This is a genomic window from Marinobacter sp. C7 (assembly GCF_022343555.1).
Classification (GTDB): Bacteria; Pseudomonadota; Gammaproteobacteria; order Pseudomonadales; family Oleiphilaceae; genus Marinobacter.
The window spans coordinates 1,833,404-1,855,318 of sequence record NZ_JAKQZH010000001.1 but is presented as its reverse complement, the minus strand read 5'-3'; the positions used below and the strand labels follow the sequence as shown (position 1 = coordinate 1,855,318).

Genomic DNA, 21,915 nt, shown 5'->3' with positions numbered 1-21,915 from the left:
GCACATTGATGAGCAAAGCCACGCCCGACATTCTCCAGCGTGCTGAAGAACTGCGGTCCCAGATCGAGGACCACAATTACCATTATTACGTCCTGGATGATCCGCGCATTCCGGACGCCGAATATGACCGCCTGTTTCGGGAGCTGCAGCAGCTGGAGGCTGACTACCCCGAGCTGGCTTCGGACGACTCGCCGACCCGGCGGGTGGGTAGCAGTGCCGAGACCAGTTTTGAGGAAGTGGTGCATCGTCTGCCGATGCTTTCCCTTGATAATGCCTTCAGTGAAGAAGAGCTCAGGGACTTCGACCGGCGGGTCCGTGACCGCGTCGGAGCCGATCAGGACATCGAGTACGTGTGTGAGCCCAAGCTGGATGGGCTGGCAGTCAGCCTCCACTACGAAAAAGGCTCACTGACCGTCGCGGCCACCCGGGGCGACGGCTACAGTGGAGAGGATATCACGGCCAACATCCGCACGATTCCGTCTGTGCCGCTGAAACTCCGGGGAGGCGATGTTCCGGATATGGTGGAAGTCCGGGGTGAGGTCTATATGCCCAAGGCCGGCTTTGAGAAGCTCAACCAGCGGCTGGCAGACCGGGGGGAGAAGACCTTTGTGAACCCCCGTAACGCAGCTGCCGGCAGTCTGCGCCAGAAGAAATCCACGGTGACTGCCAGACGCCCGCTGGAGATGTGTGCCTACAGTGTTGCGGTCACCGACGAGAGTCTCTTGCCGGATACCCAGTGGGACGGCCTGCAGCAAGTGCGGCACTGGGGCTTCCGGATCAATCCGGAAATGCGCAAGGCCCGGGGCGTGGAGGAGTGCCTTGAGGCCTACAACGAACTGATGGCAAAGCGGGACTCATTGCCGTACGAGATTGACGGCATCGTGTTCAAGGTCAACCGACTGGATCTTCAGCAGAAGCTGGGTTTTGTGTCCAGGGCGCCACGATGGGCCATCGCCCATAAGTTTCCCGCCCAGGAAGAGCTGACCGTGATAGAGGACGTGGAGTTCCAGGTCGGCCGCACCGGTGCGGTTACTCCGGTGGCGCGGCTCAAACCGGTGTTCGTCGGGGGCGTGACCGTGAGCAATGCGACTCTCCACAACATGGACGAGATCCGGCGCCTGGATGCCCACATCGGCGACACTGTATTTATCCGCCGGGCCGGGGATGTGATTCCCCAGGTGGTCAAGGTTGTCGTGGAAAAACGCCCGGTAGGTGCCCGGCCCGTCGAGTTGCCAGCGGTCTGCCCGGTGTGCGGTTCGGATGTCATCCAGATCGAAGGCGAGGCCGTTGCCCGCTGTTCCGGCGGTCTGTACTGCCCCGCCCAGAGAAAGGAAGCCATCCGCCATTACGCCTCCAGAAAAGCCATGGACATCGAAGGGCTTGGCGACAAGTGGATCGATATTCTGGTGGATCAGGGCATGGTCAAAACCGTCGCTGATCTCTATCACCTCAAGGTGGAGGACCTGACCAGCCTGGAACGCATGGGCGAGAAGTCCGCCAGCAACCTGGTCAATGCGATCGATGGCTCCCGGGCGCCGGTGCTCTGGCGTTTCCTCTACGCTCTCGGTATCCGCGAAGTGGGTGAAGCCACGGCCAAGGCCCTTGCCGGTCATTTCGGAACGCTCGAAGCGATTGCCGACGCGGATGAAGAGGCGTTGCAGCAGGTACCGGACGTCGGCCCGATTGTTGCCGGGCACATTCGCAGTTTCTTCGATCAGCTACATAACCAGGAAACCCTTCAGGCCCTGAGGGATGCGGGTGTCCGCTGGCAGGAAGAGCTAGTGGAGCAGGGCGAAAGGCCCCTGCAGGGCCAGACATGGGTGCTCACCGGCACTTTGTCCCGGATGACGCGGGACGAGGCCAAAGAGAAGCTCGAAACACTCGGAGCGAAAGTCGCTGGCAGCGTTTCGAAGAAAACCGCCAGTGTTGTCGCCGGTGAGGCGGCAGGGTCCAAGCTGGCCAAGGCCGAGAAACTGGGTGTTCCAGTCCTTGATGAGGAGGGTTTGATGAAACTTCTCAAGGAGCATGGCCTCGAAGGCTGAGCTGCCGGTCACATTCGCGCCGCTGCCCGCGGGCCATGGAGGTCGCGGGCAGCGATTCTGAGAACTCGCGCAGATCCCGTTCCCGGCAAATTGGCTACCATGGCGCTGTTCTGTAACGGTGTGTAAACCGGTTTCCCCGACCGGTGCACGCCCACAATAACAACAGCCCGAAACGGACTCTTCCATGCGCGCCGATTGTCTTTCCAGCATCGCTCCCGGTTTCCGCTTTACCGGCCTCATACTCCTTTCCCTTGTCCTTGGCGGCTGCAAGACCGAGACAGACCCGGACCAGCCAACCATTCTGGGCGCCCCGCCGTCCACCGCCTACCTCGGTGTGGAGTACTACTACAACTGGGGCGCCTACGGGGGTGAGGGTATACTCGATTACAGTCTGACCAACGCACCGTCCTGGCTGGCGCTGGAGGATATCAGCAACAAGGCGCGCCAGGGCGTGATCATGTACGGCGTACCCGGTTTGACCGGGGGAAGTCGGGGCGAAGCGGACCTGGGCAAGACCGAGGATATCAATCTGGTAACCACCGACGGTAGCCTGGCGGGAACCGTTCCGTTCGACATCGAAGTGAAGTACAACCCGCTTGCCCTGGAAGCCGGCAATTTCACCGAGGGGGTGATTCCCGATCCAGGAGCCCCGACAGGTGAGCACTGCGCGTTGCCGGATTTGTCCGCGCCGGGTCAACACACGTTCACCATCAATACCTATGACGAGACAGGCGCCGTTGATGGCGAAAAGCAGGTAACGCTACCGACCCGTCAGGTTGCCCTTAAGGTGACGCTGGACAAGCCCTCAGTAACCCGGGTAGCCGTCGCCTTTGAACTGGCCTCCCAGTACGATCCGACCCGGTGCGATCCCTCTTTCAGCGGCAGTCCGCCCCACCAGCGCTGCGATTTCAGTGCCGCCAATGCCAGTGACGCCATTATCGGAAAGGACATTGTGGGCCTTGGCACCGGCACTCTGGCGCCGGTTGACGAGCAGGGAGACCCGCTGAACTACCTGTCCTACGAGCCAGACGACAATGGCTACCTGAGTCGGGGGGTCGTTACCCTGGAGCCGGGCATCACCGAATGCTATATCCGACTGGAGGTGGTGGAGGATAGTTTCGCCGAACTTTCGGAGTCTGCAAGTCTCATCCTGACCGAGGTGCGCTCCGGACTCGCCGGACTTGGCCCCGGCAACGGCGGGGTACAGGCCAGGGTCACGATTGATGATGATGAACCGGTGGTGGCTCTCGAAACCCTCGGGGGTGGAGTCCGTGACACCCTCAACGTGGGAAGCTACCGCGAATACCGTGCCACGCTCTCCGGGGAGAGGGATGGCGCTGCCCAGGCCCGCCTGGTTCATTCAGGAAGCTCTACGGCAAAGATCGACAGCGAGTTTGTCATCGAGCAGCAGGAAGGTGGCCTGTGGGTTGTGAATCCGACCCTGACGTTCCCCGCGGATCAGGATCAGGCCACTTTCCGCGTACGCGTACCCGCGGACGGGTACAGCAACCCGGACCTGGCGGACCGGTTTATCGAACTGGCGCTCGACGAGCCTTACCAGGCGGGGCGAGAGAACTTCGCCCGACCGGCGGCGGAGACGCTGCTGCGTATCAGCCTGAATGAATTGACGAACCCGATCCTGCTACCTGCCACTGCAGGGTTTGTTCCTGCCGACCTGGCCATTGGTCACAATGGGCGGATGTTCCTTGCCGGTTATGACAGTGCCGATGGTAACCGGGTCAAGGTGAAGATCTTTGACCAGAAGGGAAGCCAACTGCAGGAGGTGGACGTTTCGCCGCCGGGCATAAGTATGCTGCCAACGTCTCCGGTCATCGGTATCGTCAACAGACAGGTTACGGAGAATAACACCAAAGTTGACCGGTATGAGTTTGTTGTCGCCTATCACACCGGTGAGGACATCCCCGGAGCAACCGTCATGGACGGTGACATGGCCCGGGAGGATGTCGTCGCGTCTTTATTCAGGTTTGACAGTGCTCTGAACGGCGGCGAATACGCTCACTACTGGACACTACGCAGCGGCACCACCGGCGAGGACAGGGTCCGGGGCGCCGGAATCAATGCGGACTCCGGCTATGTCATCCTGTCCGGCGAAACCACCGGAGCCTGGCCGGGGCAAAGCTCGGCCGGCGGCGTGGACAGTTTCCTGCAGAGGGTCGACACGGTGCTGGACGGCGAAACGCCGGTGCCGAAGGTTGCCTGGACCCGCCAGGTGGGTTCCGCCAGTGATGATGCCGTGGCGGGGAGTACGGTCCGGGCCGTCACGCCCATATTGTTCGGGTCGGCAAGGGGGGCGGTAGGCGGAGCGGACGTGATCGGCGGGGAGGATGCCTATTTCTACTCCTTCAGCGGTGCCACAACGGCTCCGAAGGTCTACCAGGTCGGTACCGCCGGTGATGAGACGGTGCGTACGGGTCTGTTCAGCGCCAACAATCTCTGGCTGCTCGGGAGCAGTGACGGAGGCTATTCAGTGGCGACGGGCGAGGATGACATACGCACTCTGGCGCGCGAACAGTTGTCCAGCCAGGCGGGTTTCCTGCTGTCCTATTCCTCTACCGGAGGTCTGAATCGGGCTTTCACCCTGAACGACACCGCGGACATAGCTAACGAGTCATTCCAGACCCTGACCGGGTTCGTGGGCGATATCGTGGCCGGGGGCGACTCTGATGGCAACTTCACCGGTGAGGCCGGGAGTTCATCCGGGCAGCGGCAGGGTATTGTGGCCAGGATTTCACTCAACGAGTCCGCCGAGAACGAGGAGAACGTATCGGCGTTTCGGAATGAGTGGCGCTACCAGCTGGTGCTGGATGACACGACGGTTGTCCGTCTGGCCAACTACCGGGACGATGAAATCACCGCCTTGATACACTCAGGGGCGGACTGGATGGTCGTGCTGCTCAGTCCGGAAGGGGAATTGCTGACGCCCCTGAACTGAGGCGTCAGTCTGACCGACGGCGGCACATCCTGTCAGGGCGAACACTGCTGGCGAGTGAGGCCGGCAGGCACGCCGGTTGGCCGGTGATACGGTCCGCCACGTATTCGGCCAGCAGTGGGGCATAGGTGAGACCCTTGCTGCCCAATCCGGTGAGCAGGTAAACGCCCTCCAGTGACTGTCCGCTGCAGTCCTGCATCATTCCAGCCACCGGTTGGTAGTCATGGGTGGTACAGCGGAAGCCGACCCGCCCCTCGAACTCTCCCTGATGCGCCTCGTCCGGAAAAAGGTCCGGCAACATGGCACTGAGCTGATCGAGGTTTTCCCTGTTCGCCTCTTGGGTGACGGCGGGATCGGTGTTGTGCAGATCAAAGGTGGCGCCGGTGACCGCGACACCGTTATGGCTCGGATTGAGGTATTTCTGGCCACAGATGACGGCTTTGGGTGCCCGCATCAATGCCTCTGGAACCTCGGTAACCTGACCGCGTATGGACTTGAACCGGTATTCGCCCTTGAGCGGAATCAGTTCCGGCGTCCTGTGGCCTGCCGCGATAACCACGTTGTCCACGACGATATCCGCGCCATTTCGGCTGGACAGGTGCCACTTGCCGTTACAGGGCACCAGGCGCTCGATCCGGGTGCCGAAACGGCAACGGATGAGGGCGTGACTGGCCAGTTCCCGGCAAACACCGGCGGGCGAGAGCCAGCCGTTGTTCGGAAACCACAGGCCACCGGCACTGACCGGTGTGCCTGTCAGCTCTGAGGCGGTGGCGGCGTCTACGGGGTACAGCAGTTCTTCGGGATACCGGTTGCGGTCGATAAAGCGGGCTTGCCGGTCCTGCTCCTGTGGGTTCCAGGCCAGCTGTAGCAGCCCGGTCGGGTGCCAGAGTGTGCCCTGGTAGGGAGCGTAGGCGCGTTGACTGAAAATCAGCGCGGACAGGGCCAACTCGGTCTGGACGTTGAACTCCACGCCGAGCTTCACATACATAGCCCCCTGGAGGTTTCCCGAGGCAGCTGCGCCGGCGTCTTCCGCCGCATCAATCAGGGTCACGGCTATCCCGCGACTGGCCAGGTTCCGGGCCAGCAGTGTGCCGGCGATGCCTGCACCGATAACCGCTACTGTCCCGGAATCTGGTGGCGATGTGGCAGGTGCGTTTACCTGCATCACTCCGGCAATCATGTCCCGTTTGCGCCCGTAGCCCGGTGTCTTGCGCATCTCGAAGCCTTCGCGCTCGAGTGCACGGCGTATTTTGCCGACGGCGGTAAATGTAGCGAGGGTTGTGCCCGGTTTGCTGTGTCGACGGATGAGGGCGATCGCGTTGTCGAGCCACATGTCAGGGTTCAGCGCCGGGGCAAAGCCGTCCAGGAACCAGGCATCTGCCGCAAATGACAGGCTCTCCCATGCATCCATCACGTCGCCAAGGTACAGGGTCAGGCGTACGCGGCCTCCGTCCAGTACCAGGCGGTGCGTTCCCCGGACCAGAGGGGGATAACTGGTCAGCAATTCTCTGGCCAGAGGCGCCAGTTCTGGCCATAGGTCCAGGGCGCGCTTGAGATCATCCCGCGTGAGGGGGTAGCGCTCGGCCGAAACGAAATGCAGCACAGATCCATTATCCGGACGGCATTCCCGCCAGGCCTGCCAGGCGGCAAGAAAGTTAAGGCCGGTGCCAAACCCTGTCTCGGCGATTACGAATGCGCCCCGGGGGGGCACGTTCCGGAACCGATCCGGTAACCCGTTGTGGCTGAGGAAAACGTAGCGGGTTTCTTCCAGTCCATTCTCCCGGCTGAAATAGACATCGCCAAACCGGGCAGACTCCGGGAGTCCGTCCCGCCAGACCAGTTCAGCCGGCTCTATGGCAGGCGCGGGCAAGCTGTAGTCTGTCATGGGCTACTCGTTGGCGCTGACCACCGTGGCGCTTTGAATGATGACCGGCTCGCGCGGAACATCCCTCATGCCCCGTGCGTACCCGGTCTCGACACCGGCGATGGCGTCAACCACCTCCATCCCGTCGGTAACCTGGCCAAACACCGCATAACCGGGGCCCCGGACTCCGGCGTTGAGAAAATCATTATCGACGACATTGATGAAGAACTGCGACGTCGCCGAGTCAGGATTGCTGGTGCGAGCCATGGCCACGGTGCCCCGTTGATTCGGGAGATCAGGGCTTGCCTCGTTGACAATCGGGTCGCGGGTGGCTTTTCGGGACAATTCGGGGGTGAAACCGCCGCCCTGAATCATAAACCCGGGTATGACACGGTGAAACACCGTACCCTCGTAAAATCCATCCCGGACATATTCAAGGAAGTTCTCGACCGTTTTGGGAGCAACATCGGGACGCAACTCAAGCGTGAATTCGCCCTGACTTGTTACAAACCGGACTTCCGGCACAGCGGCCTTGTCGCTGGCGGACGCTTGTATCGGGGTGGCGATCAGGCAAGCCGCCGTCACAGCGGCCAGTAGCGGAGAAGCCAGGTGACGGAGGGAAGGGAGGTAATGACTCATATCCAGGGCACTCTCGATGTTGTTACTGAAGTTTCGGATGAGGTACATCAGCGGGACCAACTGTGCGAAGCAGGATCTTAGCAGATTGATACCACACAACGGGCGATTGAAGGTGATAAAATGCGCTCTGATCTACGCGGAAATAATAATGACTCAATGGAATCAATAACGACAAGCGACTTCAACGCCTTGCAGGCCTATCTTCGAGATGCCTGCGGTATTCTGCTGGGCAACACGGCCGGGGATCTGGCCTTGCGCCGGCTACGACCGGTATTGGATGGTTATCACCTTGTCTCCGTGGGTGATCTGCTGGAATCTCTCGGCAGACCGGGGCGGCCAGGCCTGAAGGAAGCCGTGGTGGATGCCATCACCCTGAGCGAGAGCCAATGGTTCGGAGAGGAAGCAGCGTTCACGGTGTTGCAGGATTCGATATTACCGGAGATCGCAGAGCGCAAACCCGGCAAGCGGGTGTCTATCTGGTCCGCTGCGTGTGCCACCGGTCAGGAGCCATATTCGGTAGCCATTATTGCAGACGAGTTCCGGGACAGGCACCCGGACGTTCTCGGCGGAATCCGGATCGTAGCTACCGACACGTCCCGAAGTGCCCTGGAGGTCGCCCGAAGGGGGCACTACGAGATTAACCCCAGAACGAAGGAGGTCAGCCTCGGCCGTCGAGAGCGATATTTCGTGCCTCTGGCAAATGGTGGCTGGAGAGTGAGCCCCGATATCCGTGCCCTGGTCGAATTTCGTGAACTGAATCTGCTCCGACGCACTCTGCCGGGCAAGTTCGATGTGGTGATTTGCCAGGATGCTCTGGTCTACTATTCGGCGCACAAGAGGAAAGCTATCCTTACCCGCTTTCACGCTGCCCTGAACCCCGGTGGCTACCTGATTTCCGGGACGCCTGGGCTTGCCGGCGAAATCCCCGATCTTTTTGAACCCGTTGAGTGCCCTGGTGGCACCGTCTACAGGAAAAGGTAAGTCATGCCCCTGAATGTCTGGGTGCTGGTCGCTGCGCAGGCGCTGGCCATGTGTACGGCGCCGTTTATCATCGTCATCGGCAGTATCCAGGGCCGCGCCCTTGCGCCGGCTGCGGAATGGGCCACGTTACCGGTAGGGCTGGTGGTGGTCGGGACCGTGTTTTCAGTCAAGCTGGCTACCTGGCTGATGGAACGGGTCGGGCGCAAGCCGGTCATGCTACTGGGTGCCACGATGGGGATCCTGGCCGGTGGATTGGGTGCGCTGGCTTCCTGGCTCGGCTCTTTCCCCTTACTTTGTGTGGCCGGCATTGTTGGCGGCAGTGGCCTCGCCGTGGTCCACCAATACCGTTTTGCCGCGATGGAGTCGGTTCGGCCGGAGCTTGCGGGATCCGCTGCCGCACGGGTTTTGCTGGGAGGGCTTGGTGCGGCATGGCTGGGCCCCGAAATCGCCACGGTCGGGGCCGGCCCGGAGGAGGCCTATCCGTTCATGGACAGCTGGCTGGGTCTGCTGCTTGTCCAGGCGGTGGCTCTTTTGACGCTGTTTGCAGGCTACCGTTCGAAAGGGGAACTGGTGCGGAAGGAGCATGTTGGCGGCGGTCGGCCGTTGCGTGAAATCCTGGCCAGTCCCCTGGTGCTGGCAGCCGTTGGCGCCGCCGCTATAGGGTACGCGGTCATGAGCTTTATCATGACCGCAACACCGTTGAGCATGACGGAAATGGCCGGCCACAGCCTGGACGATGCCAAGACCGTTATCCAGCTGCATATCATGGCTATGTACCTGCCTTCATTGATCAGCGGATGGCTGACCCGGGTGGTCGGTATTCCGCTGATGATGGCAGGCGGACTGGTTGCCTATCTTGCCTGCGTGCTGCTGGCGGCTGCGGGGATCAGTTTCCACCATTACCTGGGGGCGCTCCTGTTACTGGGCGTCGGTTGGAACTTCCTGTTTGTGGGAGGGACTGCGCTGTTGCCGGAAGGCTATCGGGATTCAGAGCGTTTCCGGGTGCAGGGACTGAACGATATCCTGGTGTTCGGCTCCCAGGCGGCGGCGTCACTCTCGGCAGGGGCGGTCTTTGCGTGGGTCGGATGGTCCGGTCTGGTTATGGTCGCCGTACCGTTTCTGGTGCTTCAGGGCATTCTCGTTTTGCTATGGCTGGCTCGGTCCAGGGCAACACAGAAAATACAGACAGGAGGTGCAGATGCAGATTGACTTTGATGGCATGGACCCGAAAGAGGCCTATCACATACTGACCCAGACCGTGATTCCCAGGCCCGTGGCCTGGGTGCTCAGCGAAAACCCGGATGGTGATTACAACCTGGCGCCATTCTCTTTCTTCACACCCATCACCAGCAACCCGCCACTGCTGATGTTCTCGGTCGGGAAGAAACCCACTGACGGTTCGTTCAAGGACACTCGCGTCAATATCGAAACGAACGGACACTTCGTGGTCCATATTGCGCACCGGGAGATGGCTGAAGCGATGACCGAAACCTCCCGGACCCTGCCACACGGGGAGTCCGAACTGAAAAATGTGGAGCTGGAACTGACGGAATTCAGCGGATCCCCGCTGCCGCGTCTGAAGGAGTGTCGGGTAGCCCTGGCATGTGAACTGTACGAAATCAAGGAAATCGGGGCGGCCCCCCAGTCACTGATTTTCGGCAGGATCAAGGCCATCCACGTCGCCGATGAGGCGGTTACCCGGGATGACAAGGATCGCCTGCGGTTTGACGGGACCACCATCGATCCCCTTGGCCGCCTCGGAGGCAGTGAATATGTCACTTTCGGCGAGATCCTGAAGGTACCCAGACCGGCGTGACTGCCACAAGAGGCCAGAATCCATGGAACAGCTGAATCTCCGGCACCTGTACTACTTCTGGGTGATCAGCCGGGAGGGGTCGATTGCCAGGGCCAGCGAAGTGCTTGATCTGGCCCCGCAAACCTTGAGTGGTCAGCTGGCCACCTTCGAGACGGCAGTTGGTGGCCGATTGTTCGTCCGGGAGCGGCGTCGTTTGGTCTTGACGGATCTCGGACGGATGATCCTTGGCTATGCCGATGACATCTTCGCCCTGACGGGTGAGTTGACGGATACCCTGCAACTGGCACCCTCCGATCGCCCGTTGACTCTCTCGGCCGGAATTTCCGCCTCGATCCACAAGCTGATTGCCTATTATCTGCTGCAGCCGGCCATGGTGCTCAAACGACCGGTTCAGCTGGAGTGCCGGACTGGAAGAACCGAGGATCTCGTACTGAGCCTCAAACGGAAGGAACTGGATGTAGTGCTGGCAGACCGAATGCCCGGGCTGGACGAGCATGGGCCGTTTACCGTGCATCCGGTAGCAGGATCCAGTATCAGTCTGTTTGCCGCGCCCGCGCTGGCAACGACCCTGAAAGATGGCTTCCCCGATTCCCTGAATGGCCAGCCGCTGTTGGCGAATGCCACGGATGCGCCATACTTCGAACGCCTGATGAACTGGCTCTCCCTGCAAGGTGTGCGAATGAAACTGATGGCACGGGTCGACGACAGCGCCCTGATCAAGGTGTTTGGCCGACAGGGCTACGGGGTGTTCGCCGCGCCAACGGTCATACGCCGGGAGGTGTGCCGGCAGTACGAGGTCGAACACATCGCCAGTATTGATGATGTGCAGGACGAACTCTTCGCCATCACCCGTGGGCGGAAGCTTGCCCATGAAGGGGTGCGCGCAATTTGCACAGCTCCCGTCAATTTTGATGCCCTGGGGTCAGACCTTACGAGCTGATGCATCGAAAAAAACGAACGACAAAGATCAAAAAAACTTATTTTCTCGAAGGTGTGTTCGGAGGACTATGGAATTGTGATGTGGCAATTCGGAGGAAGCAGCCATGAAAACGATTCACAAATTCCGCGTTGACGCCGGGAAAGAGCCGACAACCCTGAACCTGAAAGAGGGCTATCGGGTAGTGCGCTGCGAATACATCGTTCCGCACAAGGCCGTTTACCTCTGGGTGGAGCAGCCACTGAATGTGGGTACACCAACCGTTGAGCGGCAGTTCCGCGTGGCTCTCTCCGGTGAGCCGGTGCCGGACCGTTATGATTACCTCGGTACCGCACTGGATCCGTTCGGGCCGGAGGCCTATCACGTGTTCGCCGTGCCGGCCGGTGAGAATGACTTCCGTTATACCCCTGCAAGGGAAGGCGCGAGCAACGACCTCTTCAGCAGCGTCAGTTGGCAATCCTCAGCAATGTCATCCTGATGCACACTCTCTTGGCCCTTCGGGGCCTTTTTTTCTACTTCGTTGGCAACAGTGGAAGGTGGCCGGTCTTGACCCAGATGACCGTCTCCTGCTCCACAAACGGGTGATGCTGGCTCATATGTGGGCTGCGGATCCAGGTACCCGCCGGATATCGCCCGTGCTCGTCGCAAAACTCGCCGGAAAGCACGAAGATTTCCTCGCCTCCGAAATGCCGATGGGGCTGGAACACCTCGTTCGGCGGCCATTTAACGAGCGCTACATGCTCGTGCTCAAAGTCATGCAGGGGCATCACCTGCAGACCGCCAATACCGGGTAGCCATTCTGCTTCGCGAGTATCGATCCGGACGGCCTCCCTGTCTCTGTCGTCGAACTGATGCAATTTGACCAGGAGCGTGCACCCTTCCTTGCTAAAGGGCGCGTGGCCGCTGCCCGGTGGGTTTCTTATATAGGTGCCGGCAGGGTAGTCTCCCGTCTCGTCGGAGAAGACTCCCTCAAGCACCAGGATTTCCTCGCCACGAGGGTGCTCGTGGCGCTTGAAGGATGCCCCCGGCTCGTAACGGACCACACTGGTCGCGTGTCCCCGCTCGGCTTCCTCGCGGGCGAGAGGCTTTCTCATCACGCCTCCGGCAGGGCTGGGTACCCAGTCCATCTCCGCAGTACGGATCACTACCTTCTCGCTGAAATCCATGTTGAGCATGCCAAACCTCTGGGCTATTTACTTGATCAGTGCCTGGATATCCCGGAAACGCGGGTGCCCGCAGTCACGCATCCACTCGAACGCAACCATCTCCAGGGTCACAATACGGGCGCCACTCTCGTTGAGCCGGTCCAGGGCGACATCGCGGTCAAATTCGTTTCTGGAGCCGGTTGCATCCGCGACCACCCAGACCTTGTAACCGGCGTCCAGCAGGCTCAGTGCAGTCTGCATCATACAGACATGAGTCTCACAGCCACCAATGACAATATGTTGCCGACCCTCCGGCAGCTGGTCGATGAGCCCATCCGGACAGGCGTCAAAATGGGTTTTGTCCAGAACAGAGTCGCACAGTTCCCGAACCGGCTCTATATTCGGTCCCAGTTTGTCCGGTATCTGCTCGGTGCCGAGTACGGGAACCCCGAGAAGTCCGGCAATCGTCGCCAGAGTGGTACAGCGGTCTGCAACCTCCTCGCCGAAGCTGATCGCAGGCATGAGCCTTTCCTGGATATCGATAAGGACCAGGACCGATTGTTCTGCTTTCATCAGCATTTTTATTCTCCTTGTTCTGACACGGCAGGTTTGTGGATAGAACTCTTCTAACAATACTCCTCAATCGGATTGACCGGTAACCGGAAACCGGGCCAACGGAAAAATTTTCGGTGATTTCGGGATAGGGTGTTGCCAAGGACCTGAAAAACCATTAAAGTTTGCGCCCTCAAATGAGCGGCAACACCGCTGATTTGGAACAGTTTATTGGAGAGGTGGCCGAGTGGCTGAAGGCGCACGCCTGGAAAGTGTGTATACGTTAATAGCGTATCGAGGGTTCGAATCCCTCCCTCTCCGCCAATACAAAACCCCAGCATTGCTGGGGTTTTTTATTGGCCGATTGGTAGGGTAAGAAGAACCCTCGCGGGTTCGACCGTAGGCTGCGAAGCAGCCGGAGGAACGTCGGAGCAACGCGACGATGGCCCCGAAGGGGTGAGGCCCGCCGGGCCGAATAATCCCTCCCTCTCCGCCAATACAAAACCCCAGCACTGCTGGGGTTTTTTTATGGCTCGAATTCAGCATCTAAACTTGATAGGGATCACTTCCCAGGCAGTCTCTGATTGTGGGTGTTTGACAGCTGGGAATAACCATATATAAAAGGGGTATATCCAGCTGAATGAAGAGGAGCCCTTATGTCTCCACGTCCTTTCTGGTCGCCGTTCTGGGCGGGCATTGCCCTGGGACTGGCCCTGTTTCTGACCTTTGTCCTCACCGGTCATGGCCTGGGTGCCAGCGGTTTTTTCACCCGCCTTACTGCGGAAGCCGGGCAATGGCTGGCACCTGAGTTGACGGCGGCTAACCGTTATCTGGGCGATTACGTCCGTGGCGAACCCTTGCAGGCCTGGATCACCTGGGAAGTGCTCGGTGCCTTTGTCGGTGCGCTGGTGGGTGCGCTGTCCGGCCGTCGATTCAGACCTCAGGTTGAAAGAGGGCCGACATCCGGAGTTGGAAGCAGGCTTGGCCTGGCTCTGGTTGGGGGCGTTCTGACCGGGTTTGGTGCCCGGCTGGCAAGAGGATGCACCAGCGGCCTCGGGCTATCCGGAGGCGCAGCACTGGCGGTCGGCGGTTTTGTCTTCCTGATCTGCTTCTTTGCAGCGGGTTTCCTGTTCAGCTTTATTGTAAGGAGGTACTGGCAATGATCTGGCCTCTCTATGATTCCGGCGTTGCGGCCGGTCTGCTCGCCGGTTTTCTGTTCGGCTTTGTGCTTGAGAACGCGGGGTTTGGCAGCCCGCGGAAGCTCACCGGGCAATTTCGCCTGGAAGACTGGTCGGTATTCAAGGTCATGTTCACCGCGGTTATTGTGGCGGCCCTGCTGTTGTGGCTTTCAAAGCAGATCGGGTTCATGGGGGGCGGCAGCTACTACGTGCCGACGCCGTTCTACGTCGCCATGGCGGTCGGCGGATTGCTGATCGGCGCCGGGTTTGCCATCGGTGGCTATTGCCCGGGCACGTCCGTGGCCGGACTCGCGGGCGGACGCTTTGACGCCCTGGTGTTCATGGTCGGCATGCTGCTGGGCACCGCGTTGTTTGCTGCCTGGTTCGGACCTCTTGAGGAGCTCTATCTCGCCACATCCGGACCGCAGGGGCAAACACTGATGGATCTTTCCGGACTGCCGGAGTGGCTGATTATTGTGGCACTGGCAGCCGTGGCCTGGGGTGGCTTCAGGTTGGGCAGCACGCTGGAGCGCAAGCTTGGCGGGCCGTACCAGGCATCCGACCTTTTTCGGGAAAGCAACAACCACAATTGAAGGAGCACAGCCATGATCAGCTATCGTTACAGGCGCGCTGCATTGCCGGTCGCTATTACCATCGCATTGGGTCTGGGAGTTACCGGGTGCTCCGACTCCCAGAATCCGCCAGCAACCCAGGCTCAGACGAGCAATCAGGCGGCAACCGCGAATCCATGTGCTGCCGCGAACCCCTGCGCTGCGGCCAGCCAGAGTGCCGGCGCTAATCCCTGCGCCGCGGCTAACCCATGCGCGGCGGCCTCTCCATCCGCAAACCCGTGTGCAGCAGGTGCCGGCTCGGCCAATGGAGCTGGTGGGCCCATGCCGGCTGCCGTTCCGCGTGAGGACACGCAAAACCCTGACCGCGCCTTGCCGTATGCCATCGAAAATGACTGGGCCAAGGTACCCTTCGGCAGTGAAATGCCTCCGGTTGTTAAAAACTATAATCGACCGTCGCCATTCATCGCTGCCGGCGGGCATGTAGAGAAGGGGGCAATGGCCGAACTGAAGGCCCAGGGGTTCAAGACGGTGGTCAGTCTGCTCACCGAAGAGGAAGGCGTGGCCGAGGAGGAAGCCGAGGCACACGCGGCTGGCCTGAATTTTCATGGCCTGGGGGTTTCGACCACTGCGCCCACCTGGGACCAGGTAAAGGCATTCTCGAAGATCGCTTCATCGCCGGCGAACTATCCGATTCTGGTGCATTGCGCAAGCAGCAACAGGGTTGGCGCCATGTGGGCGCTGTACCGGTTCCATATGGGCGTGCCGCCGGAAATTGCCATTGAGGAAGGGCGAGCGGCCGGCCTGAAAACCAGCAGGGAAGGTGCTGTCCGGGAACTGATGGGGCTCTGATTGTCTGATGGATATTCATCCCGACCTCGCGGCGATAACAGACGAAGAACTGGAGAACCTCCTGGACTCGGCGAACCGGGTCCGGGAGTGCTATCGCGTGCTTGAAAAGGGTGGTCTGAACATCGTTGGTGAGGTCCTCAAGGGGCAGGGCACCTTCTACGAGATGGAGCATTACCCCAAGGGGGATGTTTTTGACCGGGAAACCCGGAGTCAGTACTACTACCATGCCCACCGTCCAGACAGCGATGAGCACGGGCATTTCCATACCTTCCTGCGGGTGCCGGATGAGGACCATGGCGGGGATCGGACGATGCACTTCGTCGCCATTTCAATGGATGCCTGGGGCTATCCGGTCGGGCTGTTTACCACCAATCGCTGGGTGACCGACGAGCAGTGGCATTCTGCCGAGCAGGTTATCTCCCATCTGGGAGAGTTCGAGATTGACCATGCCTCGCCGAGCTGGCCGGTAAACATCTGGATAACCCATTTCGTAAGGCTTTACAGGTACCATGTCGCTGGCTTGCTTGAGGCGCGTGACCAGGCAATCCTGAACTCGGGACTTCCGCTGGGAGAGATCCTGGAAAACAGGGACTTCGAGGTGTTAAGCCATTGCCCGGTTGACCTGAATGCCTGGCAGGCGACCCTGGTTCGGGAATGCAGGCATCGAAGTCTCTCCTTGCATGGATGAATCTGCCGGCCTCAGGATTTTACCCCGAAACCGTGGAATTCCCCGTTGGCCTTCTGCTCCTCAATCTCGATACCGGTTACTTTGGCCGCAGGCGGCCCTTCCAGGCACCATTGGTGCAGCTGCCGGAGATCCTCGGGGCTTCCTTCAGCGATAACTTCAACGCGCCCGTCCGGCAGGTTTCGAGCATAGCCGCAGACGCCCAGGCGCCGAGCCTCCTTTTCGGTGGACGCCCGGTAATACACTCCCTGAACTTTGCCTGAAATCATCATTTTCCAGCGTTTCTTGTCCATATCGGTCCTGCACTCCGTTACATGTTAGCCTGAGGTCAATCTAACCCCCCGGCCGGAGACGATTCAAGGAAGGGTAGAACCATGTTCACCAAACACAACACCACCAGATTCGCTGACGCCCTGATTTGTGAGGCGGAGGGCCTTGAAAGCCTCCGGGCCGCGCTGGAACAGGCGGGGGTGATTGGTATCCGGGTCCCGGAGGTGCTGCGTGTCAATCACGATGTGCTGGAAATGACGGGCATTCAGTCGAAGCCGGCGACTGACGAAACCCTCTCCATGCTGGGCGAGGGCCTCGCCCTGATGCACCGACTGAAGCAGAGTCAGTATGGCTGGAGCAGAGACAATTACATCGGCCTCTCCCCGCAACCCAACAGGTGGTCGGATTCCTGGGGAGAGTTCTTTGTTAGCGACCGATTGGCCTATCAGGTGAGCAGGATCAGAAATCCGGAGATCCGGAGCGAGTTTGCCAATAACCTGGAACAGTTCGGGAAGGCGCTTGCCCGCTGGCTGGACGGCTCCTGCGAGCACCCGAGTCTGCTACACGGCGATCTGTGGAGCGGGAACGCGCTGTTTGATGCCAGTTCGCCCTGGCTGATTGACCCGGCGGTCTATTGTGGCGATCGGGAAGCGGACCTGGCGATGACCGAAATGTTCGGGGGGTTCGGGCAACCTTTCTACGAGGCCTACGACCGCATGTACGCCCGCACACCAGAGTATTCCCACAAGCGGGATATCTACAATCTCTACCACTATCTCAATCACTACAACCTGTTTGGCGGCGGCTATCTCGGTGGCTGCCAGCGCGGGTTTGACGCCATACGTTCGCTTTGCTCTCAGATGAGCCCGTAACTGCGCAACAGAAAGACCCCGACCGTAACCGTGACGCTTGCCATCAAGGTGGTCAACGCGATGATGTTGGCCGCCAGGCGGTCATTACCCCCGAGCGCTTTGACCATCACAAAGCTTGCGGCCGCGGTCGGACTTGCGAAGAACAGGAACATCAGTCCCAGCTCCGGGCCCCGGAAGCCGGCAAGCCAGGCTGCCGCCGTGCACAGGGCGGGCAACACCACCATTTTCATTGAGCTCGAACCGAACGCTGTGCGGCTGTCACTGCGAATCGAGCTCAGGGAGACGGTGGCGCCGATACACAACAGTGCCAGCGGAAGCGTCAGGGAGGCAAAATAATCGGCACTGGTCATGATCCAGGTTGGAAGGCCAATCTCGAGCCAGGCAAAGGGGATGGCTATCAGAACCGCGATAATCAGGGGGTTACGGACGATGTCATGGAAAATCTTGCGCCAGCTGGCGGACTGTCCGGGCTGATAGGCGATCAGGACAACGACCGACAGTGTGTTGTAGGAGATAATCACCAGGCCAAGCAGTATGCCGCCTGCGGATAAACCGAAGTCCCCGTAAAGGTTGGCCGCCAGGGCGAGCCCGACAATGCCGCAGTTGCCGCGGAAGGCGCCTTGCACGTAGACGCCGCGATCTGCTTTTTGCACGCGCCAACAGGCCCAGAGCCAGGTCAGAGCAAATCCTCCAAGGGTGGCCAGCAGGTAAAACAGCAGGAGTCCCGGGTTCAGGGCGGTGGTCAGGTCTGCGCGGATGATGCTCAGAAACACCAGGGTAGGCAGCGTTGCCTTGAAGACCAGTGCCGAGGCGGTATTGATGAAGGGGGCATCAATCCAGCCAAGACGCCGCAGCCCCAGGCCAATGAAGACCATCGCAAATACCGGCAGGGTGGTTTCCAGTGTCTGGAGAAAAATGTCGATCAGGTTCATTAAGGGGCCGTGGCAAATAGTGCAGGGGCATCGGTGCTGGGAGTGTATACTTTCATTCAGGTTTCCCCAAGGATTTGACCAGCCAGATGAGCGGGTTCAGCGGTTTACAGCGGAATTACCTGAAGATCCAGCCTTGTGGCTGCCTGCTGGTATTGACCGGGTCAATGGATCGCATTGTCCTGTGCAGCGCAAACGCCGAGTATTTCCTCCAGCGTCCCGCAGAATCACTGCTTGAGTGTTCACCGGAACTGATTCTGGGGGCCCGGGTACTCGGGAGGATCCGCAGGGAGCTGGCCCGGGAAGATGCTCTGAGCGGGCCGGTGTCCATTCGACCGGAGAGCAAAGGTCGCAACCTTCGCCTGCAGGTCAACGCGTTCCGCTCCGGCGGCTGGGTGATCGTCGAAATCGAACCGATTACCGGGTTGGGCAGTCGGCGACTTACCGGTACAGTCAGCCGGTGGCTCGCCAAGCTCGCCACTGCTGCAAATCCTGATGAACTGATGAAGATCCTCGTGGACGGTGTGCGGGATCTCGTGCGTTTTGATCGGGTCGTGGTCGCACATTTTGATGAGCAGGGCCACGGCGTATTCCTGGCCGAGAGCAAACGGAAAGGGGTATCGCCCATCCGGGGGCAGCGCTTTTCTGCTACGGCTTACCCTCCCGCTCAGCGCGACAATATGACCAGGCACCAGGTGCGGAGTATTCCGGATGTTCATGCCGGTCTGGTTCCCGTCCTGGTTTCAGACCGGTTGACGAAGGAACAGCTGGCGGATATCGATGCCAGTGGCACGGTTCTGAGGGCGCCATCCAGACGTCAGACGGCGTATCTCAAGTATTTCCGCGCGCAGGCGCTGCTTTCCATTGCGATCGTCGGGCCGGGCGGTTTGTGGGGGTTGGTGACCTGCACAGCGCAAAAGCCCATACCCCTTGCTCCGACTCTCAGGGATGGGGCCCGTACCCTGGTACTGATGGCCACCCAACGCCTGTTTCTGTTGAGATCCCGGATGGAAGCCCAGTTTCTCCAGCGTGTTCATAGATCCCGGGACTTTCTGGCAGCGGATATAACGCTCGGGCTGTCACCCGCCAGGATGCTCGAGAAGTATGCGCCGGATTGGCTGGCCCTGTTTCGTGCACAGGGCATGGCGTATGCGAACAACGGGGACATTTCGGCTCTCGGGGAGGTCCCTCCCGTTGCTGCACTGGAACAGATGGTTGCCAGGCTGAACGCGGAAAAGGGCAGATCCCCCTGGGTCTCTTGTCGATTGGACGAAGAATCGCTGGTCAAGGACCTGGACCTTGGCACGGCCTGTGGGATGCTGGCGGTGCCTTTGCCTGGGGAGCGGGTGACCAGCTGGCTCCTGATCTTCCGTCCCCAGCAGGGGCGGGGTGTTTACTGGGAGGGACGTCCGGAGGCGGACATCCTGACCAGTGCGCCTGGCGAGGAAGAAACGTTCCGGAGGGCCTTCGGCTCCTGGCTGCAAGCAGTCGAGGGCAGCAGCGAGACCTGGAAGCGGGTGGAACGAATCGCGGCCGTGGATCTCGCCGAAGATCTGGCGTTGCTGGCTTCGATCAGCGAGATCACCCGTCTGAACGAATTGCTGAAAGCTGAACAGGCGGCACTGGCACAGGCCAATGAGCAACTCAGCCACGCGGCCAGCCATGACTCTCTCACTGCTCTCTGGAACCGTTACAGGACGGAGGAAGAACTGGATCGGGAGTTGGCCAAGTCCCGGCGTCATGGCCTGCCGTTTTCGGTCCTCCTTCTGGATGTCGACCATTTCAAGCAGATCAATGACTCTTGGGGGCATGCCGCCGGTGATGAAGTGCTCCGGGAGGTTGCCCGGAGAGTCACCAGTGTTTTAAGGCAAGGAGACCACCTGGGGCGATGGGGTGGCGAGGAGTTTGTCATCCTGGCTAACGGTGCAGACCGGCGGGATGGTGTGATATTGGCGGAGCGGATTCGTCACACCGTTTCGGAGGTCGCCGTACCCGGAGTAGAAACCTCGATCACCGCCAGCATCGGAGTGGCCACCTGGCGCCCGGAGGATAAGCGTAAAACGATCGTCCAGAGGGCAGACAGGGCCATGTACGCTGCCAAGAAAAGTGGCCGCAATCGGGTGGAAACGGACGAGGGCCTCTAAGCGGGGCTTTCAGACGAATTTCGCCCATCCCGGCAGGTGATGGGGGAGCAGAAAGCTCAGAATCCTCAGAGAAAGCCGGTTTGCTGGATGGCCATGTAAGCGGCAGTGCCCGCGGCAATGGACAGCAGGGCGTTTCGACGCCAGAGGTGGATTGCTACCACCAGCAATCCGGGAAGTAGCGCGTCTATGCCGGGAGGGGTTGCATTCCAGTCTCCCGAGCGGGTGAGAAATACCGTTGCCAGCAACGCCATGACGGCAGCAGGAAGGTACCTGCCAAGATGCTTGATCAGTGGATGTTCGGTGTGGCGTTCAAAGAAGACGAACGGGATTACCCTGGTCGCGAAGGTGGCCGCGGCGGCCACGGCAATGAAGGAAAGCAGGTAGGGCAGGTCAGCCATGGGATGTACCTTCCTTGCCGTTGGTGTCTCTCAGGCGCCGGTAGTGAAGCAGGAGTACAGCAGTCACGATGACGATGGCACCGATCAGTTGGTGTGCCGGGGATAACAGCAGCATGGCAATACCGGCGGAAGCGGCGCCGGCCCAGATCGGGAAGCCGTCGTTCAGGGCCTTGTATTGCTCGATGGTGAGCACGATAAACAGAGCGACGAGTGCGAATTCTATGCCCGTGCTGTCAAACGCCAGGTTGTCACCGAGCAGGGCGCCAATGGTACAGCCGATCACCCAGTAACACTGATTGAATCCGGTGATCCTGAAATCCAGTTCCTGTTCGTGCTGGCGGTCCGGGCCGCGGCGACGACTGGTAAGCAGGGAATAGGTTTCATCTGTCAGGCCGAATATCAGGTAGGCCTTGCGCCATCCCGCACCCCGAAACTGGCCAAGGAGTGAAAGCCCGTAGAACAGGTGGCGCGCGTTAAGGACAAACATGGCTACAAAAACCTCCAGCATACCGGCCCCGACGGCCAGCAGGCTGACGGCCAGAATCTGCCCCGCCCCGGCATAAATGAGCAGACCCATCAGGGGCGCAGCCCACCATGGGTAATCCAGCTGGGTCGAGAACAATACCCCGAAGGCCATTCCCAGGGGAATGTAACCGAACAGGATCGGCAGCGTCAGACGAAAGACAGACTGATTCATTAGCATCCAAACCGTTGAAAGCGAGGCATGATAGTGAAATACGTCCGGATTTTGAAGTTGCCGGATGTTCCGGGGCTTCTACATGGCGGGTTAAATCCTTAACATACTCATACTCATAGGAGGGAAAATGACCGACGAAGCTGCCCTGCATCCCGAGCCCGATCCCCGGGATGAAAAGTTCGTGGTGGATACCGGTTTACTTACAGAAGACCAACTTCTGGGGCTGGTTGAGGAGTACTGCACCCGCTACCATGGCCTTAATGACACCGAGGACCCGCTTGCAGAGAAAGAACGGGTCCTGGCAGCTGTCCGGCGAGGAGAGCTGGTAGTCTGGTTTGATCCGGTAGAAAATTCTGCCGGACTGGGTATGTCCGAGTAGGGTAGAATCCCGCTGT

Annotated in this window: 22 protein-coding genes and 1 tRNA gene; 15 read left to right on the top strand and 8 right to left on the bottom strand. The window is 59.9% G+C overall.

Features of this window, described 5'->3' with window-relative positions:
* Positions 1 to 8: 8 nt before the first annotated feature.
* Together ligA and MD273_RS08560 are read left to right on the top strand one after the other, a co-directional pair.
* The gene (gene ligA / locus MD273_RS08565; protein WP_239037322.1) at positions 9 to 2,042 is read left to right on the top strand and encodes an NAD-dependent DNA ligase LigA; all 2,034 of its coding nucleotides are present in this window, start codon (positions 9 to 11) and stop codon (positions 2,040 to 2,042) included.
* A gap of 184 nt (positions 2,043 to 2,226) precedes the next feature.
* The gene (locus tag MD273_RS08560) at positions 2,227 to 4,995 is read left to right on the top strand and encodes a hypothetical protein (protein WP_239037321.1); all 2,769 of its coding nucleotides are present in this window, start codon (positions 2,227 to 2,229) and stop codon (positions 4,993 to 4,995) included.
* Between the two features lie 4 nt (positions 4,996 to 4,999).
* Here the strand turns inward: MD273_RS08560 and mnmC are convergent, their stop codons facing one another.
* Both mnmC and MD273_RS08550 read right to left on the bottom strand, forming a co-directional pair.
* The gene (mnmC, locus tag MD273_RS08555) at positions 5,000 to 6,877 is read right to left on the bottom strand and encodes a bifunctional tRNA (5-methylaminomethyl-2-thiouridine)(34)-methyltransferase MnmC2/FAD-dependent 5-carboxymethylaminomethyl-2-thiouridine(34) oxidoreductase MnmC1 (protein ID WP_239037320.1); all 1,878 of its coding nucleotides are present in this window, start codon (positions 6,875 to 6,877) and stop codon (positions 5,000 to 5,002) included.
* Positions 6,878 to 6,880: 3 nt separating this feature from the next.
* The gene (locus MD273_RS08550; protein ID WP_502846050.1) at positions 6,881 to 7,495 is read right to left on the bottom strand and encodes a peptidylprolyl isomerase; all 615 of its coding nucleotides are present in this window, start codon (positions 7,493 to 7,495) and stop codon (positions 6,881 to 6,883) included.
* Between the two features lie 156 nt (positions 7,496 to 7,651).
* Between MD273_RS08550 and MD273_RS08545 the strand changes: the two genes are divergently transcribed.
* The 5 genes from MD273_RS08545 (at position 7,652) to MD273_RS08525 (ending at position 11,707) form a co-directional block, all read left to right on the top strand.
* Positions 7,652 to 8,476, top strand: a complete 825-nt coding sequence (locus MD273_RS08545; protein WP_239037319.1) for a CheR family methyltransferase — start codon at positions 7,652 to 7,654, stop codon at positions 8,474 to 8,476.
* 3 nt (positions 8,477 to 8,479) lie between these two features.
* A complete protein-coding gene (locus MD273_RS08540) occupies positions 8,480 to 9,685 on the top strand; it encodes an MFS transporter (RefSeq protein ID WP_239037318.1) in 1,206 nt (401 codons plus the stop codon).
* Positions 9,675 to 10,292 carry a flavin reductase family protein gene (locus MD273_RS08535; RefSeq protein ID WP_239037317.1) on the top strand — a complete coding sequence of 206 codons (618 nt, stop codon included), beginning with the start codon at positions 9,675 to 9,677 and terminating at the stop codon, positions 10,290 to 10,292. Before MD273_RS08540 ends, MD273_RS08535 begins: the two co-directional genes overlap by 11 nt.
* Positions 10,293 to 10,314: 22 nt before the next feature.
* Positions 10,315 to 11,232, top strand: coding sequence for a LysR family transcriptional regulator (locus MD273_RS08530; RefSeq protein WP_239037316.1), 918 nt, complete (start codon positions 10,315 to 10,317; stop codon positions 11,230 to 11,232).
* A 103-nt stretch (positions 11,233 to 11,335) separates the two neighbouring features.
* The gene (locus MD273_RS08525) at positions 11,336 to 11,707 is read left to right on the top strand and encodes a DUF7352 domain-containing protein (RefSeq protein ID WP_239037315.1); all 372 of its coding nucleotides are present in this window, start codon (positions 11,336 to 11,338) and stop codon (positions 11,705 to 11,707) included.
* A gap of 34 nt (positions 11,708 to 11,741) precedes the next feature.
* Here the strand turns inward: MD273_RS08525 and MD273_RS08520 are convergent, their stop codons facing one another.
* Together MD273_RS08520 and MD273_RS08515 are read right to left on the bottom strand one after the other, a co-directional pair.
* Complete coding sequence (locus MD273_RS08520; protein ID WP_239037314.1) at positions 11,742 to 12,404, bottom strand: cupin domain-containing protein; 663 nt, start codon at positions 12,402 to 12,404, stop codon at positions 11,742 to 11,744.
* 18 nt (positions 12,405 to 12,422) lie between these two features.
* Positions 12,423 to 12,953 carry an isochorismatase family protein gene (locus MD273_RS08515; RefSeq protein ID WP_239037313.1) on the bottom strand — a complete coding sequence of 177 codons (531 nt, stop codon included), beginning with the start codon at positions 12,951 to 12,953 and terminating at the stop codon, positions 12,423 to 12,425.
* 206 nt (positions 12,954 to 13,159) lie between these two features.
* Between MD273_RS08515 and MD273_RS08510 the strand changes: the two genes are divergently transcribed.
* From MD273_RS08510 to MD273_RS08490, 5 genes are all read left to right on the top strand, one after another.
* Positions 13,160 to 13,250 (top strand) — tRNA-Ser (locus MD273_RS08510).
* 332 nt (positions 13,251 to 13,582) lie between these two features.
* Positions 13,583 to 14,089 carry a YeeE/YedE thiosulfate transporter family protein gene (locus MD273_RS08505; RefSeq protein WP_239037312.1) on the top strand — a complete coding sequence of 169 codons (507 nt, stop codon included), beginning with the start codon at positions 13,583 to 13,585 and terminating at the stop codon, positions 14,087 to 14,089.
* Complete coding sequence (locus MD273_RS08500) at positions 14,086 to 14,697, top strand: DUF6691 family protein (RefSeq protein WP_239037311.1); 612 nt, start codon at positions 14,086 to 14,088, stop codon at positions 14,695 to 14,697. Before MD273_RS08505 ends, MD273_RS08500 begins: the two co-directional genes overlap by 4 nt.
* Positions 14,698 to 14,709: 12 nt before the next feature.
* Positions 14,710 to 15,525 (top strand): protein tyrosine phosphatase family protein, encoded by an 816-nt coding sequence (locus MD273_RS19145; protein WP_353050303.1) that lies wholly within the window; start codon positions 14,710 to 14,712, stop codon positions 15,523 to 15,525.
* 7 nt (positions 15,526 to 15,532) lie between these two features.
* Positions 15,533 to 16,213 (top strand): DUF6969 family protein, encoded by a 681-nt coding sequence (locus MD273_RS08490; protein WP_239037309.1) that lies wholly within the window; start codon positions 15,533 to 15,535, stop codon positions 16,211 to 16,213.
* Positions 16,214 to 16,224: 11 nt separating this feature from the next.
* Here the strand turns inward: MD273_RS08490 and MD273_RS08485 are convergent, their stop codons facing one another.
* Positions 16,225 to 16,503 carry an acylphosphatase gene (locus MD273_RS08485; RefSeq protein ID WP_239037308.1) on the bottom strand — a complete coding sequence of 93 codons (279 nt, stop codon included), beginning with the start codon at positions 16,501 to 16,503 and terminating at the stop codon, positions 16,225 to 16,227.
* A gap of 81 nt (positions 16,504 to 16,584) precedes the next feature.
* Here MD273_RS08485 and MD273_RS08480 point away from each other — a divergent pair, with 81 nt between their 5' ends.
* Positions 16,585 to 17,352, top strand: a complete 768-nt coding sequence (locus tag MD273_RS08480; RefSeq protein WP_239037307.1) for a fructosamine kinase family protein — start codon at positions 16,585 to 16,587, stop codon at positions 17,350 to 17,352.
* Here MD273_RS08480 and MD273_RS08475 read toward each other — a convergent pair.
* Positions 17,337 to 18,284, bottom strand: coding sequence for an AEC family transporter (locus MD273_RS08475; RefSeq protein WP_239037306.1), 948 nt, complete (start codon positions 18,282 to 18,284; stop codon positions 17,337 to 17,339). The genes MD273_RS08480 and MD273_RS08475 overlap by 16 nt on opposite strands.
* An 86-nt stretch (positions 18,285 to 18,370) precedes the next feature.
* On the opposite strand from MD273_RS08475, the gene MD273_RS08470 reads away from it, so the two are divergent.
* Complete coding sequence (locus tag MD273_RS08470) at positions 18,371 to 20,425, top strand: sensor domain-containing diguanylate cyclase (RefSeq protein WP_239037305.1); 2,055 nt, start codon at positions 18,371 to 18,373, stop codon at positions 20,423 to 20,425.
* A gap of 65 nt (positions 20,426 to 20,490) precedes the next feature.
* Here the strand turns inward: MD273_RS08470 and MD273_RS08465 are convergent, their stop codons facing one another.
* Together MD273_RS08465 and MD273_RS08460 are read right to left on the bottom strand one after the other, a co-directional pair.
* The gene (locus MD273_RS08465; protein WP_239037304.1) at positions 20,491 to 20,823 is read right to left on the bottom strand and encodes a branched-chain amino acid transporter permease; all 333 of its coding nucleotides are present in this window, start codon (positions 20,821 to 20,823) and stop codon (positions 20,491 to 20,493) included.
* Positions 20,816 to 21,520: an AzlC family ABC transporter permease gene (locus tag MD273_RS08460; protein ID WP_239037303.1), complete on the bottom strand. Its 705-nt coding sequence runs from the start codon at positions 21,518 to 21,520 to the stop codon at positions 20,816 to 20,818. Before MD273_RS08460 ends, MD273_RS08465 begins: the two co-directional genes overlap by 8 nt.
* Positions 21,521 to 21,647: 127 nt before the next feature.
* Here MD273_RS08460 and MD273_RS08455 point away from each other — a divergent pair, with 127 nt between their 5' ends.
* Positions 21,648 to 21,899 carry a YheU family protein gene (locus MD273_RS08455; RefSeq protein WP_239037302.1) on the top strand — a complete coding sequence of 84 codons (252 nt, stop codon included), beginning with the start codon at positions 21,648 to 21,650 and terminating at the stop codon, positions 21,897 to 21,899.
* Positions 21,900 to 21,915: the final 16 nt, after the last annotated feature.

Coding starts and splice junctions, on each gene's coding strand:
- MD273_RS08535 (WP_239037317.1), top strand. CDS start 9,675: ATGCAGATTGACTTTGATGGCATGGACCCGAAAGAGGCCTATCACATA.
- MD273_RS08500 (WP_239037311.1), top strand. CDS start 14,086: ATGATCTGGCCTCTCTATGATTCCGGCGTTGCGGCCGGTCTGCTCGCC.
- MD273_RS08465 (WP_239037304.1), bottom strand. CDS start 20,823: ATGGCTGACCTGCCCTACCTGCTTTCCTTCATTGCCGTGGCCGCCGCG.
- MD273_RS08460 (WP_239037303.1), bottom strand. CDS start 21,520: ATGAATCAGTCTGTCTTTCGTCTGACGCTGCCGATCCTGTTCGGTTAC.
- ligA (WP_239037322.1), top strand. CDS start 9: ATGAGCAAAGCCACGCCCGACATTCTCCAGCGTGCTGAAGAACTGCGG.
- MD273_RS08530 (WP_239037316.1), top strand. CDS start 10,315: ATGGAACAGCTGAATCTCCGGCACCTGTACTACTTCTGGGTGATCAGC.
- MD273_RS08540 (WP_239037318.1), top strand. CDS start 8,480: ATGCCCCTGAATGTCTGGGTGCTGGTCGCTGCGCAGGCGCTGGCCATG.
- MD273_RS08470 (WP_239037305.1), top strand. CDS start 18,371: ATGAGCGGGTTCAGCGGTTTACAGCGGAATTACCTGAAGATCCAGCCT.
- MD273_RS08455 (WP_239037302.1), top strand. CDS start 21,648: ATGACCGACGAAGCTGCCCTGCATCCCGAGCCCGATCCCCGGGATGAA.
- MD273_RS08560 (WP_239037321.1), top strand. CDS start 2,227: ATGCGCGCCGATTGTCTTTCCAGCATCGCTCCCGGTTTCCGCTTTACC.
- MD273_RS08505 (WP_239037312.1), top strand. CDS start 13,583: ATGTCTCCACGTCCTTTCTGGTCGCCGTTCTGGGCGGGCATTGCCCTG.
- MD273_RS08475 (WP_239037306.1), bottom strand. CDS start 18,284: ATGAACCTGATCGACATTTTTCTCCAGACACTGGAAACCACCCTGCCG.
- MD273_RS08515 (WP_239037313.1), bottom strand. CDS start 12,953: ATGCTGATGAAAGCAGAACAATCGGTCCTGGTCCTTATCGATATCCAG.
- MD273_RS08545 (WP_239037319.1), top strand. CDS start 7,652: ATGGAATCAATAACGACAAGCGACTTCAACGCCTTGCAGGCCTATCTT.
- MD273_RS08490 (WP_239037309.1), top strand. CDS start 15,533: ATGGATATTCATCCCGACCTCGCGGCGATAACAGACGAAGAACTGGAG.
- mnmC (WP_239037320.1), bottom strand. CDS start 6,877: ATGACAGACTACAGCTTGCCCGCGCCTGCCATAGAGCCGGCTGAACTG.
- MD273_RS08480 (WP_239037307.1), top strand. CDS start 16,585: ATGTTCACCAAACACAACACCACCAGATTCGCTGACGCCCTGATTTGT.
- MD273_RS08550 (WP_502846050.1), bottom strand. CDS start 7,495: ATGAGTCATTACCTCCCTTCCCTCCGTCACCTGGCTTCTCCGCTACTG.
- MD273_RS08520 (WP_239037314.1), bottom strand. CDS start 12,404: ATGCTCAACATGGATTTCAGCGAGAAGGTAGTGATCCGTACTGCGGAG.
- MD273_RS08525 (WP_239037315.1), top strand. CDS start 11,336: ATGAAAACGATTCACAAATTCCGCGTTGACGCCGGGAAAGAGCCGACA.
- MD273_RS19145 (WP_353050303.1), top strand. CDS start 14,710: ATGATCAGCTATCGTTACAGGCGCGCTGCATTGCCGGTCGCTATTACC.
- MD273_RS08485 (WP_239037308.1), bottom strand. CDS start 16,503: ATGGACAAGAAACGCTGGAAAATGATGATTTCAGGCAAAGTTCAGGGA.